General features: G+C 58.8%; 10 protein-coding genes and 2 pseudogenes. 7 read left to right on the top strand and 5 right to left on the bottom strand.

What is annotated here, in order from left to right; genetic code table 11:
* Positions 1-39: 39 nt before the first annotated feature.
* Positions 40-2,924 (bottom strand): annotated as a pseudogene (locus HMPREF3140_RS21005) (Tn3 family transposase).
* Positions 2,925-2,998: 74 nt separating this feature from the next.
* On the opposite strand from HMPREF3140_RS21005, the gene HMPREF3140_RS21000 reads away from it, so the two are divergent.
* From HMPREF3140_RS21000 to HMPREF3140_RS20985, 4 genes are all read left to right on the top strand, one after another.
* Entirely contained in the window at positions 2,999-3,289 is a 291-nt protein-coding gene (locus HMPREF3140_RS21000; RefSeq protein WP_001247892.1) for a nucleotidyltransferase family protein, read from the top strand.
* Positions 3,286-3,687 carry a HepT-like ribonuclease domain-containing protein gene (locus HMPREF3140_RS20995; RefSeq protein ID WP_001293886.1) on the top strand — a complete coding sequence of 134 codons (402 nt, stop codon included), beginning with the start codon at positions 3,286-3,288 and terminating at the stop codon, positions 3,685-3,687. Before HMPREF3140_RS21000 ends, HMPREF3140_RS20995 begins: the two co-directional genes overlap by 4 nt.
* Positions 3,677-4,033, top strand: coding sequence for a cupin domain-containing protein (locus HMPREF3140_RS20990; RefSeq protein ID WP_000215515.1), 357 nt, complete (start codon positions 3,677-3,679; stop codon positions 4,031-4,033). The genes HMPREF3140_RS20995 and HMPREF3140_RS20990 overlap by 11 nt, the downstream gene beginning before the upstream one ends.
* Positions 4,034-4,287: 254 nt before the next feature.
* Positions 4,288-4,602, top strand: a complete 315-nt coding sequence (locus HMPREF3140_RS20985) for a hypothetical protein (RefSeq protein WP_000091613.1) — start codon at positions 4,288-4,290, stop codon at positions 4,600-4,602.
* Between the two features lie 426 nt (positions 4,603-5,028).
* On the opposite strand, the gene nhaA is transcribed toward HMPREF3140_RS20985, so the two are convergent.
* The 4 genes from nhaA to HMPREF3140_RS20965 form a co-directional block, all read right to left on the bottom strand.
* A complete protein-coding gene (nhaA, locus tag HMPREF3140_RS20980) occupies positions 5,029-6,210 on the bottom strand; it encodes a Na+/H+ antiporter NhaA (RefSeq protein WP_004194048.1) in 1,182 nt (393 codons plus the stop codon).
* A 420-nt stretch (positions 6,211-6,630) separates the two neighbouring features.
* Positions 6,631-7,467: an aminoglycoside O-phosphotransferase APH(6)-Id gene (locus HMPREF3140_RS20975; RefSeq protein ID WP_000480968.1), complete on the bottom strand. Its 837-nt coding sequence runs from the start codon at positions 7,465-7,467 to the stop codon at positions 6,631-6,633.
* Positions 7,467-8,270, bottom strand: coding sequence for an aminoglycoside O-phosphotransferase APH(3'')-Ib (gene aph(3'')-Ib / locus HMPREF3140_RS20970; protein WP_001082319.1), 804 nt, complete (start codon positions 8,268-8,270; stop codon positions 7,467-7,469). Before aph(3'')-Ib ends, HMPREF3140_RS20975 begins: the two co-directional genes overlap by 1 nt.
* Positions 8,271-8,335: 65 nt before the next feature.
* A complete protein-coding gene (locus tag HMPREF3140_RS20965) occupies positions 8,336-8,950 on the bottom strand; it encodes a recombinase family protein (protein ID WP_000904906.1) in 615 nt (204 codons plus the stop codon).
* A 125-nt stretch (positions 8,951-9,075) separates the two neighbouring features.
* Here HMPREF3140_RS20965 and HMPREF3140_RS20960 point away from each other — a divergent pair, with 125 nt between their 5' ends.
* The 3 genes and pseudogenes from HMPREF3140_RS20960 (at position 9,076) to HMPREF3140_RS20955 (ending at position 12,362) form a co-directional block, all read left to right on the top strand.
* Complete coding sequence (locus HMPREF3140_RS20960; RefSeq protein ID WP_001138082.1) at positions 9,076-11,961, top strand: Tn3 family transposase; 2,886 nt, start codon at positions 9,076-9,078, stop codon at positions 11,959-11,961.
* A 34-nt stretch (positions 11,962-11,995) separates the two neighbouring features.
* A pseudogene (locus HMPREF3140_RS27745) lies at positions 11,996-12,118 on the top strand (Hha/YmoA family nucleoid-associated regulatory protein); the annotation flags it as partial.
* Positions 12,119-12,131: 13 nt separating this feature from the next.
* Positions 12,132-12,362 (top strand): hypothetical protein, encoded by a 231-nt coding sequence (locus HMPREF3140_RS20955; RefSeq protein ID WP_029498498.1) that lies wholly within the window; start codon positions 12,132-12,134, stop codon positions 12,360-12,362.
* Positions 12,363-12,545 lie beyond the last annotated feature (183 nt).

The following is a 12,545-nucleotide window of genomic DNA, read 5'->3' as shown; positions in this document are numbered from 1 at the left end:
CGGGAAGGAGGGAGTGACCATCTCATTAAATAAAGCACGCTAAGCCGGTTGCAGCGGCCGTAGCGGCCTGAACTTGCCCGCGCCGATCTTGGCGCTGCTGCGCCAGAGGTAATCGCCGGTCAGGTTGATGTGCTCCCAGCCGAGCGGCGACAGGTACTGCAACAGGCCGTCATCGACGGCTTGACCGTGGCCCGGTAGCGCTGCTGCTCGAAGCTGCGGTCGCGGATTTCCCCCAGGCGGTTGAAGAACACGGCGCGGGCCAGCGCGTTGCGCGCCTCGCCTTTGTTCAGCCCGGCATGCACGCGGCGGCGCAGCTCGACGCTTTGCAGCCAGTCCAGGATGAACAGTGTGCGCTCGATGCGTCCCAGCTCACGCAGGGCGACGGCCAGGCCGTTCTGGCGCGGGTAGCTGCCAAGCTTCCTGAGCATCAGCGAGGCCGTCGCCGTGCCCTGCTTGATCGAGGTGGCCATCCGCAGGATTTCATCCCAATGGGCGCGGACGTGCTTGATGTTGAGCGTGCCGCCGATCATCGGTTTCAACGCCTCGTAGGTGGCATCGCCCTTCGGGATGTAGAGCTTGGTGTCGCCCAGGTCACGAATGCGCGGGGCGAAGCGGAAGCCCAGCAGGTGCATCAACGCGAAGACGTGGTCCGTGAACCCTGCCGTGTCGGTGTAGTGCTCCTCGATCCGCAGGTCGGATTCGTGATACAGCAGGCCGTCGAGCACGTAGGTCGAGTCGCGCACGCCGACGTTCACGACCTTGGTGTGGAACGGCGCGTACTGGTCGGAGATATGGGTGTAGAACGTCCGCCCTGGGCTGCTGCCGTATTTCGGATTGATGTGGCCGGTGCTCTCGGCCTTGCTGCCGGTGCGGAAGTTCTGGCCGTCCGACGATGACGTGGTGCCGTCGCCCCAATGCTCGGCGAAGGGATGTCGGAACTGCGCGTTGACCAGCTCGGCCAGTGCCGCCCCGTAGGTTTCGTCGCGGATGTGCCAGGCTTGCAGCCAGGCCAGCTTGGCGTAGGTCGTGCCGGGGCACGATTCCGCCATCTTGGTCAGGCCCAGGTTGATCGCGTCGGCGAGGATCGTGGTCAGCAACAGGTTTTTGTCCTTGGCCAGGTCGCCTGACTTCAGGTGGGCGAAGTGCCGGGTGAAGCCCGTCCATTCGTCTACCTCCAGCAGCAATTCGGTGATCTTGACGTGCGGTAGGATCATCGCCGTCTGGTCGATCAGGGCCTGTGCGGTATCGGGCACCGCCGCATCGAGCGGCGTGATCTTCAGGCCCGACTCCGTGATGATGGCGTCCGGCAGCTCGTTGGCCAGCGCCATGCGGTTGACGGTGGCGAGCTGCGTTTCCAGCAGCGTCAGCCGGTCATGCAGGTACTGGTCGCAATCGGTGGCCACGGCCAGCGGCAATTCGCTGGCCTGCTTGAGGCTGGCGAATTTCGCGGGCGGCACCAGGTAGTCCTCGAAGTCCTTGAACTGGCGCGAGCCTTGCACCCAGATGTCGCCGGAGCGCAGCGCGTTCTTCAGCTCCGACAGCGCGCACAGTTCGTAGTAGCGCCGGTCGATGCCGGTGTCGGTCATCACCAGCTTCTGCCAGCGCGGCTTGATGAACTCGGTCGGCGCGTCGGTGGGCACCTTGCGGGCGTTGTCGCTGTTCATGCTGCGCAGCACCTCGATGGCGTCGAGTACGTCCTTGGCGGCGGGCGCGGCCCGCAACTTGAGCACGTCGAGAAATTCCGGCGCGTAGCGGCGCAGCGTGGCGTAGCTCTCGCCGATGCGGTGCAGGAAATCGAAGTCCTCGGGTTGCGCGAGCCGCTGCGCTTCGGTGACGCTCTCGGCGAAAGCATCCCAGGACATGACGGCCTCGATGGCGGCGAACGGATCGCGGCCCGCTTGCTTGGCCTCGATCAGCGCCTGGCCGATGCGCCCGAACAGCCGCACCTTGGCATTGATCGCCTTGCCGGATGCCTGGAACTGCTGCTGATGCTTGTTCTTGGCGGCATTGAGCAGCTTGCCCAGGATGCGGTCATGCAGGTCGATGATTTCGTCGGTGACGGTGGCCATGCCCTCGATGGCGAGCGCCACCAGGGTCGCGTAACGCCGCTGCGGCTCGAACTTCGCCAGGTCGGCGGGCGTCATCTGGCCGCCCTCGCGGGCGATCTTGAGCAGCCGGTTCTGGTGAACCAGCCGCTCGATGCCGGAGGGCAGGTCGAGCGCCTGCCACGCCTTGAGGCGTTCGATGTGTTCCAGCATGTGCCGCGAGTTCGGTTTGACCGGGGATTGCCGCAGCCAGGCCAGCCACGTCGTCTTGCCGTTGTCGCGGCGCTTGAGCAGATCGTCGAGGCGACGGCGATGCACGTCCGTCAGCGGCTCAGCCAAGGCGTCGTAGAGACGCCGGTTGGCGCGGGTAATCGCTTCGGCGCTCGCCCGCTCGACGGCGTTGAGGGCGGGCACAATGACCGACTGCCGCCGCAGGTGCTCGATCAAGGCTCTGGCCAGCACGATGCCCTTGTCGGTTTGCATGGCCAGCTCGGTCAGCAACTGGACAGCCTGCCGGTAGTGGCCAATCGTGAACGGCTGGAAGCCGAACACCGTTTGCAGCTCGACCAGGTGCTCGCGTCGGGTCTGCTCACGCTGCCCGTACTCGTCCCAGCTTTCGATGCCGACCTTGAGCTGGTTGGCGACCAGTCTCAGCAATGGCGGGAACGGTGGCTCATCAGCGCCAAGGATGACGCCGGGAAAGCGCAGGTAGCAGAGCTGCACCGCGAAGCCCAGCCGATTGGCCGGGCCGCGCCGCTGCCGGATGATGGAGAGGTCGCTTTCGCTGAACGTGTAGTGACGGATCAACTCATCCTTGGTGTCCGGCAACGCCAGCAGGCTTTCGCGCTCGGCGGCGGAGAGGATCGAACGGCGGGGCATGCGGTTTCCTTCTTCTTGAAATTCTATTCTTGATTGCATATCATCTCAACGAGTTTCGATAAGAAAGGATGCGCATGCGACCGTCTGTTGTGCTTGACATGAAGCGAAGCGCAGTGCGTGAAGCGGTAGGCCGCTTTCGCGCCGCGAACCCGCGCGTCTTCGGCTCGGTGCTGCATGGCACCGACCGGGATGGCAGCGACCTCGACCTGTTGGTCGATGCGCTGCCCGGTGCCACGTTGTTGGACTTGGGCGATTTGGAAGAAGAACTGAAATCGCTGCTCGGCGTTGACGTCGATCTGCTGACTCCCGGCGACCTGCCGCCGAAGTTCCGGGCCAAGGTGCTCGCGGAGGCGCAACCGATATGAGCGAGAACCGCCTGCCCGATTACCTCGACCACATTCAGCAGGCCGCAACCGATGCGCGCAGCTTCGTGGAAGGGATGGCCAAGGACGACTTCTTGGCCGACAAGCGCACCCAGCAGGCCGTCATCATGAGCCTGATCGTCATCGGCGAGGCGGCCACAAAGGTGATGGATGGCTACGTCGAGTTCACCCAGGCGCATGCCGACGTGCCGTGGCGCAGCATGCGCAATATGCGTAATCGCATGGCTCACGGCTATTTCGACATCAACCTCGATGTGGTGTGGGAGACGGTACAGGAATGGCTGCCGGCGTTGCTCCAGCAATTGCCCGCCGTGCGTCAGGATGCCGACGATGAAGACCGTAACGACAACTGTGAAAGAGGGATCTCCGATGACTGTTGAATCGAGAATATTTTCTGTAGCCGAGTATGTTCAGCCGTCCGAAGGCGAGCCTATTCGTTCCGTTGTGCTTGAAACCCGAGACTCAATTATCGTGGTTTGGCATGTCCATCCCGGGCAGGAAATTGCGGCTCACATTCATCCTCACGGCCAAGACACGTGGACTGTTTTGTCGGGAATGGCTGATTACTTTCAGGGCAATGGGATTGTTCGTGCCCTCAGGGAAGGTGAGATAGCCGTGGCAAGACCGGGCCAAGTGCACGGGGCGCGAAATACAGGTACCGAGCCATTTGTGTTAGTCTCGGTTGTGGCATCAGCCAATGCCGGTTTCGTATTGGCTGAGCGATAGAGCCCAATCTCTGGAGTTGGTCCAATGAGCGGTCGGGGAGATAGGTAACAGACATGCAGCGGACACGGCTGCTAAACCAGGTCGCAAACCTCCTTGCGTCGCAGCGTGCCGCAAGCGACGCGATCAATCGAATGGGGTCGGCATGAGACTGAACACCATCCAGTTCCCGACCGCGTAGCCGCCTGTCCTGCCGATCAGGTCTTGACCATCGACGCCTGGGATCAGTCCTGAATGTTCTTGGAGACCACTACGTTATGAGCCGCAGCCGCCGCAAAACACCCATCGTCGGGCACACGACCTGCGGCAGCGAGCGCGAGGACAAGAAGCTCTGGCATCAGCGCTGGCGCACCCGTGAGCGCACGGCGCTGACCAGCGCGTCGCCCGAAGCCCTGAGCGCCCATCTGCCCCTGCTGGAAAACCAGGCCAGCAGCGTCTGGTCGATGGGCAAGGATGGCCGCTCCTACTGGCCCGTCAAGCGCCAGGCCGCCACGGCGGATCGCATCGCCAATCACAAGGGACGCAACCCGCAAGAACGCGCCTCCCTGAAAAAGCGCCTGCTTACACTGTGATTCCTTCAAAATATCTCAACGAAATTTCCCGACACCTGTTTAAGCTATCTTGCTGATATTTCTGTTTTTCGATTTTTGCCGGCGCGATGCCGGCGACGTTGGCCAGCTGCCCCGGGCGCGATACTGAGATCAGTTTCTTTGAACAAAAAAACCGCCTTTTGGCGGTCAGTATTCAGTAGCGGGGTTAGAGGGCCAGTCGTGTAAAAAACCACGTTAGCCGACTATTTATTTGAATAACATAATATTTTAACTGATATGCCAGCGTTCATCCTGACTTATCTGAACAGGGCTCCGCCTGTAAAATGTGAAAGATAGAAAGGTAATTATTTATAATAAAATTAAATAATTTCAATTTTCTCTTCAGAATATACACTGACAGTGTGAAAAAACCCCCGTTATCACGGGGATTTTCCTGTAGATAATACGTTACCTGACTTGCTTAGAAGGCGCAAAGCGCAGTATCAAAATACCGGCCAGAGCGGCCAGTATGGACCCTGCCAGAACCCCCACCTTGACCTCATCAACGAGCAGAGGGCTGCCTGTAAAGGCCAGATTGCCGATAAACAGGCTCATGGTAAAACCAATCCCACACAGTACCGAGACACCATAAACCTGTAACCAGGTACTTTTCTCTGGTCGTTTCGCCAGGCCCAGGCTGACGGCCAGTAGCGACAGGCCAAAGATACCTGCCTGTTTACCCAAAAACAGGCCCAGCGCCACGCCTACCGGAACCGGCGACAACAGGTCATTCATCGTCATGCCCGACAACGCGACGCCCGCATTGGCGAAGCCAAACAGCGGCAGTATCATAAACGTGACCCAGGGGTTGATGGCATGCTCAAGCCTGTCCAGAGGCACTTCATCAGCCGCATTCCTGGTTCGCAGCGGGATAAAGAACGCCAGCAGGATACCCGCGACGGTGGCATGCACGCCTGACTGAAGCATGAAAAACCACAGTACTCCCCCCGTCAGCAGATAGGGCAGCAGGCGCGTCACGCCGGCACGGTTCAGGCTAAACAGCAGAGCAACCATTGCCGCTGCACCACCCAGCATCAGAAGCGAAATGTTGCTGGTATAGAAGAGCGCGATGATAGCCACCGCCCCCATGTCATCCAGAATAGCCAGCGCCGACAGGAAAATTTTTAGCGAGACTGGCACACGACTGCCCAGTAAGGCGAGTACACCGAGCGCAAAAGCAATATCCGTGGCCGCCGGGATGGCCCAGCCGGAAAGGGTTTCGTCATGACCGGCATTAAACCCCACGTAAATCAGGGCAGGTACGGCCAGACCACCCAGTGCGGCAAAGCCCGGCAACGCACGCTGGCTCCAGGTGGCTAACTGGCCGGTGACAAGCTCACGCTTGATTTCCAGCCCGACCATCATAAAGAATACGGCCATCAGGGCATCGTTTATCCAGTGCTCAACGGACAGGCCTGCTGTTTTGTATTTCAGGAGTGTTTCATAACCTTCCCTGAGGGGCGAATTGGCCACGATGATAGCGGCTGCCGAAGCAATAATAAGCACAATACCGCCCGCTACAGGTGAACTGAAAAAATTAGAAACGGGCTTGATAACTTTTCTGGTTAATCCGATTGGGTTTTCTGTCACTTAATCTCCCCCTGAGATGTTGACTTACGAATTGTGAATCAGGCAACCCAGAGACTGTGCACTCCAAAAATGCAATGCACAGCCTGATTGACTGATGTAAGAAATTTAGATAATTAAATTAATAAGTTAAATTCGGTCGGTCTGTGGTTACATTTTATCATGCACCGTCAGGTAAATGGCCGCCTTCAGGTAAATTATCGTAAAGCGAAGCCTTGGCGGGGCTAGGGTGCGTTTCCATTCTGAGAAATTTGCTCAGTCTGTTTCCAGAACATGGCTGAAATTTACTATCCGCCGCGTGTCAGTAAATAGTATCTGGGGTCGTTTGCGGGAGAGGGCGAAATCCTACGCTAAGGCTTTGGCCAACGATATTCTCCGGTAAGATTGATGTGTTCCCAGGGGATAGGAGAAGTCGCTTGATATCTAGTATGACGTCTGTCGCACCTGCTTGATCGCGGCCGCGATAGCTAGATCGCGTTGCTCCTCTTCTCCATCCGCGTTCCAAGCTGCGGAAAGGCACCCATAAGCGTACGCCTGGTCGAGCAGGCGACGCGGATCGACGTCCAGCGCACGAGAGAATGCGTCCGCCATCTGTGCAATGCGTCTAGGATCGAGACAAAGGTCGTCTCTGTCAGCCGGATCGTAGAACATATTGGCGGCGCCAAAGCCCACTTCACCGACCAGACCGACGGGATCTATCACCAGCCAGCCGCGACTGGAGAACATGATGTTTTCATGATGCAGATCGCCATGTAGCCCACGCAGTTCCGAGGCATTGCTCATCATTTGATCGGCTATAATCGCCGCGTGGACGTAGTCAGTTTGACAACCTGCGTTTTGATCATCGCGCGCCCGCTGAAACAAAGCTGCAAAGCGATCCCGGATCGGGAGAAGGGCAGAAGGCAGGGGTTCCTCAGATGCGGCATACAGCTTCGCCATTAGTTCCGCTGCAATTTCGGTCGCCTGGTAGTCGCCGTGCTCGGCAACGATGTGAGAGAGCATTCGCTCCCCGGCATATTCGAGCAACATCAGATTGTTCTCACGACCGAGCAACCGGACTGCTCCCCTCCCATTGCGCCATACCAGATAGTCGGCCCCGCGCAGTTCATCAGCAATGTCTTCTATAGGTTTCAATCCCTTGACGATTGCAGGAGTCCCGTCTGGCAATGAAACTTTCCAAACGAGGCTGGAAAAGGTGTCCGCAATGAGAACAGGTTGCGAAACGTGCCAATGAGCAGGAAAAACAGGCGGCATGAACATCAACCCCAAGTCAGAGGGTCCAATCGCAGATAGAAGGCAAGGCGTTCGCGGTCGGGGGCTTCGATCCCCAATACATTGAATAGGACAGCGAAGGCGCGCTCTGCTTCATCTGGCGCTGCCCAGTTCTCTTCGGCGTTAGCAATCATGAGTGCCAAATCGGCATAGCGATCTGCTGTTCCGAGCCGCCCAAGGTCGATCAGACCCGTGCATTGAAGAGTTTTAGGGTCCACCATGAAGTTCGGCATGCAGGGATCACCATGGCAAACAACCATATCGGTGCGCTCTTGGTCGAGCCGCACCGGTAGCTCTCGTTCGACACGAGCCAAAAGATCGAGCTGCGGCGTACTCTTGTCCTCGTCCGGTAAGAAGTCGGGATTGACGGCATTGCGGGACACCACATCAACGGCGCGTCCGAACATTCGCGACAGCCTGCGCTCAAACGGACATTGATCAACCGATAGGCTGTGAACAGCGCCAAGTTGCTGCCCCATTGACGGCCACGCTTTGAGCAAATCCGCTCCAGACAGATCAGCCGCCGGTACTCCCGGAATTGCCGTTATCACCAAGCATGCACCCTCCTGTTCCTCCTGCCAGTTGATCACCTCGGGGCAAGCCACACCTCGACCTTTGAGCCAAATGAGGCGGTCACGCTCTCCAGCGAGCTCACCGCGGCGGGAAGCAGGTGCGATTTTCGCGAAGGCATGCCCGTCACCACGTCGAAAAACAAAATCACCAGATTCTCCGCCTCTGACAGGCAACCAGTCAGAATGCGATTCACCAAAAAAAATATTAGTTCGATTCAATGGAGGTTCCTTCAGTTTTCTGATGAAGCGCGGAGGTGGCTCAACCTGCGAAAAGAAACGAGTTGCTACGTAAGTCCGAGAACATGCTTTCCATGGTCTCTGAGCTCGCCTTTGGGACCGACATATCGGTAGAGAGTGACGCGCTCGATGCCGAGTTCCTTGCAGAGATCGGAAACTGAAGTATCGCGCTGGGCCATGGCGGCTTGCGCGAGACGCACCTGAGCTTTGGTGAGCGCGAATTTTCGTCCGCCCTTGCGACCGCGCGCTCTCGCGGAGGCGAGACCCGCCATGGTGCGCTCTCGGATCAGATCCCGCTCGAACTCGGCCAAGGTGGCGAAGATTCCGAACACCATGCGACCGGACGCAGTCGTGGTGTCGATCTGAGCGCCCTTTCCAGTCAGAACCCGCAGGCCGATCTTGCGGTCTGACAGCTCCTTCACCGTGTTGACCAGATGGGCAAGCGATCGTCCGAGGCGATCGAGCTTCCAGACCACCAGCACATCGCCGTCACGCAATGACTTGAGGCAGGCAGTCAAGCCAGGGCGATCATCACGACCGCCGGAAGCAAGATCATCATAGATATTGTCCCGTTCGACACCTGCGGCGCGCAAGGCGTCGTGCTGCAGGTCGAGAGACTGCGAGCCATCGGCTTTGGAGACGCGGGCATATCCGATCAGCATGTATCACAAACGTTGGTTTGAGGCGGCGCTTCGGCCACGATTGCATTGACCTCTGGAAATGTATCTCAACCAGCTTCATAAACAAAGCGTCTTGAACGCTATCAGATTTTGAAAAAGGAACATGTATGCCGCGTCGCGTCACTCTAACCGATCGGCAGAAAGACGCGCTGTTGCGCTTGCCGACTTCACAGACGGATTTGCTCAAGCACTATACGCTGAGTGATGAAGACCTTGGGCATATCAGGCTGCGTCGGCGCGCTCACAACAGGTTCGGCTTCGCCCTGCAATTGTGTGTCCTGCGCTATCCCGGCCGGGTGCTGGCTCCAGGCGAACTGATCCCTGCAGAGGTCATCGAATTTATCGGAGCGCAGCTTGGCCTGGGTGCCGACGATCTCGTAGACTATGCTGCCCGCGAGGAAACACGGCACGAGCATCTTGCCGAGTTACGGGGGCTCTACGGCTTCCGCACCTTCTCCGGACGTGGTGCGAGCGAGCTGAAGGAATGGTTGTTCCGAGAAGCCGAGATGGCGGTGTCGAACGAGGATATCGCCCGTCGCTTCGTAGCCGAGTGCCGACGCACCCGCACTGTCCTTCCCGCGACATCCACGATCGAGCGGCTTTGTGCCGCGGCTCTCGTCGATGCCGAGCGACGCATCGAGACGAGGATCGCCAGTCGGCTGCCTATGTCGATCCGAGAACAGTTGCTGGCATTGCTCGAGGAGACGGCTGATGATCGGGTGACCCGTTTTGTGTGGCTGCGCCAGTTCGAGCCTGGCTCGAACTCTTCGTCGGCCAACCGGCTGCTCGACCGGCTCGAATATCTGCAACGCATCGATCTCCCCGAGGATCTGCTTGCCGGCGTTCCTGCCCATCGGGTGACTCGTCTGCGCAGGCAGGGTGAACGGTATTATGCCGACGGCATGCGCGATCTCCCGGAGGACAGGCGGCTTGCGATCTTGGCTGTTTGCGTCTCGGAATGGCAGGCGATGTTGGCCGACGCAGTGGTCGAAACCCACGACCGGATCGTCGGCCGTCTCTACCGTGCTTCGGAGCGTATTTGCCATGCAAAGGTCGCAGACGAAGCGGGGGTGGTGCGTGACACCCTGAAATCCTTCGCCGAGATCGGGGGCGCCCTGGTCGATGCACAGGATGATGGCCAGCCGCTGGGCGATGTCATCGCGAGTGGGTCAGGGTGGGACGGCTTAAAAACCCTTGTTGCAATGGCAACCAGGCTGACCGCCACCATGGCCGACGATCCGCTCAATCATGTGCTCGACGGTTATCACCGCTTCCGCCGATACGCTCCACGCATGTTGCGCCTGCTCGATCTGCGAGCTGCGCCCGTTGCACTGCCGCTTCTGGAAGCGGTGACGGCCCTTCGTACCGGTTTGAACGATGCCGCGATGACCAGCTTCTTGCGGCCCAGCTCGAAATGGCATCGCCACCTTCGGGCCCAGAGGGCTGGCGACGCTCGCCTATGGGAGATCGCGGTGCTGTTCCATCTGCGCGATGCGTTCCGCTCCGGAGATGTCTGGCTTACTAGGTCCCGGCGCTATGGCGATCTGAAACACGCACTCGTTCCGGCACAATCCATCGCGGAAGGCGGTCGTCTCGCTGTGCCATTGCGGCCGGAGGAATGGCTGGCAGACCGGCAAGCTCGCCTCGACATGCGGTTGCGCGAGCTTGGCCGTGCCGCTCGCGCAGGCACGATCCCGGGCGGGTCGATTGAAAACGGCGTTCTGCATATCGAGAAACTCGAAGCCGCCGCGCCGACAGGCGCCGAAGATCTGGTGCTCGATCTCTACAAGCAGATCCCGCCCACGCGCATCACCGATCTCCTGCTGGAGGTGGATGCGGCGACCGGCTTCACCGAAGCGTTCACCCATCTGCGCACAGGAGCACCCTGCGCTGACCGGATCGGGCTAATGAACGTTATCTTGGCGGAAGGGATCAACCTCGGCTTGCGCAAAATGGCGGATGCGACAAACACCCACACCTTCTGGGAATTGATCCGCATTGGACGGTGGCATGTCGAGGGCGAAGCCTATGACCGGGCGCTGGCCATGGTGGTCGAGGCACAGGCAGCGTTACCCATGGCCCGGTTCTGGGGCATGGGCACGTCGGCTTCGAGCGACGGACAGTTCTTCGTCGCTACAGAGCAAGGTGAGGCCATGAACCTGGTCAACGCGAAATATGGCAATACCCCGGGCCTGAAAGCCTATAGCCACGTCTCCGACCAATATGCGCCGTTCGCAACCCAGGTGATTCCTGCAACGGCAAGCGAAGCGCCTTACATCCTCGATGGCCTGCTGATGAACGATGCTGGACGCCATATCCGCGAGCAGTTCACCGACACGGGCGGCTTCACCGATCACGTCTTTGCCGCATGTGCCATTCTCGGCTACCGGTTCGCTCCGCGCATCCGCGACCTGCCATCCAAACGGCTCTACGCGTTCAATCCGTCGGCCGCCCCGGCGCACCTGCGAGCGTTGATCGGCGGAAAGGTCAACCAAGCCATGATCGAGCGCAATTGGCCCGACATCCTGCGCATCGCCGCCACCATTGCTGCCGGGACCGTCGCGCCAAGCCAGATTCTGCGGAAACTCGCCTCCTATCCGCGGCAGAACGAGCTCGCGACAGCCCTGCGGGAAGTCGGTCGCGTCGAGCGCACCCTGTTCATGATCGACTGGATTCTGGATGCCGAACTCCAACGGCGTGCCCAGATCGGGCTCAACAAAGGCGAAGCTCATCATGCGCTGAAGCGGGCAATCAGCTTCCACCGCCGCGGTGAAATCCGCGACCGTTCCGCCGAAGGCCAGCATTACCGCATCGCCGGCATGAATCTGCTCGCCGCCATCATCATCTTCTGGAACACCATGAAGCTCGGCGAGGTCGTTGCAAACCAGAAACGCGATGGAAAGCTGCTATCGCCCGATCTCTTGGCCCATGTTTCGCCGCTCGGATGGGAACACATCAATCTCACCGGAGAATATCGCTGGCCAAAGCCTTAGCGTAGGATTCCGCCCCCTCCCGCAAACGACCCCATATTCTCTGTCAGATGATGAGCTTGAGCATTTCAATGCCGCGGTTGATCACCGGCTGGCGGAGATGACGATGGGAAAGTTGTATGACCGGGTACCGTCAGGTGTCTGGAAATTTGTGAAATAGAACAGGTGACCTTATGAGTTACGGCTGGCTCTTCGAGAATCCGGTTGATGACATTTCGGATGGTAATCATATCAATCTGGAACACCTCCCTCCGGAGCTAAAACAGGTTGCTCTCCAGATAGTACAGAATCAGATTGATCGTGATACTGCAGAGAAAAAACTGGCGGAATTAATCCAGCAACTCGAGTTTGATATAACTGCAGCAGAACTGTCAGCATATCTTTTTAAACCGGGCCATGCCTGACGGCTTACCCGGTAGCGCTAATAGTGGAGACCGACGGAGGGCTCCACTTTGGCCTCGGGATCAGCGCCAAAGTGATGCAACTAACTGATATTTAACATAAAACGCATTAAGCGAAGTTGCAGTGTAGAGGCTCAATAGTAATGTCCGCCTGGGGGCTGCGGATGTTTTCCTGGACTGTTATGT

The sequence above is a fragment of the Klebsiella sp. HMSC16A12 genome, from assembly GCF_001808265.1.
In the GTDB taxonomy this organism is placed as follows: Bacteria; Pseudomonadota; Gammaproteobacteria; order Enterobacterales; family Enterobacteriaceae; genus Klebsiella; species Klebsiella pneumoniae.
This window is presented reverse-complemented; position numbering and strand designations above follow the sequence as displayed.

Coding starts and splice junctions, on each gene's coding strand:
- HMPREF3140_RS21000 (WP_001247892.1), top strand. CDS start 2,999: ATGCGACCGTCTGTTGTGCTTGACATGAAGCGAAGCGCAGTGCGTGAA.
- HMPREF3140_RS20995 (WP_001293886.1), top strand. CDS start 3,286: ATGAGCGAGAACCGCCTGCCCGATTACCTCGACCACATTCAGCAGGCC.
- HMPREF3140_RS20990 (WP_000215515.1), top strand. CDS start 3,677: ATGACTGTTGAATCGAGAATATTTTCTGTAGCCGAGTATGTTCAGCCG.
- HMPREF3140_RS20985 (WP_000091613.1), top strand. CDS start 4,288: ATGAGCCGCAGCCGCCGCAAAACACCCATCGTCGGGCACACGACCTGC.
- HMPREF3140_RS20975 (WP_000480968.1), bottom strand. CDS start 7,467: ATGTTCATGCCGCCTGTTTTTCCTGCTCATTGGCACGTTTCGCAACCT.
- HMPREF3140_RS20965 (WP_000904906.1), bottom strand. CDS start 8,950: ATGCTGATCGGATATGCCCGCGTCTCCAAAGCCGATGGCTCGCAGTCT.
- HMPREF3140_RS20960 (WP_001138082.1), top strand. CDS start 9,076: ATGCCGCGTCGCGTCACTCTAACCGATCGGCAGAAAGACGCGCTGTTG.
- HMPREF3140_RS20955 (WP_029498498.1), top strand. CDS start 12,132: ATGAGTTACGGCTGGCTCTTCGAGAATCCGGTTGATGACATTTCGGAT.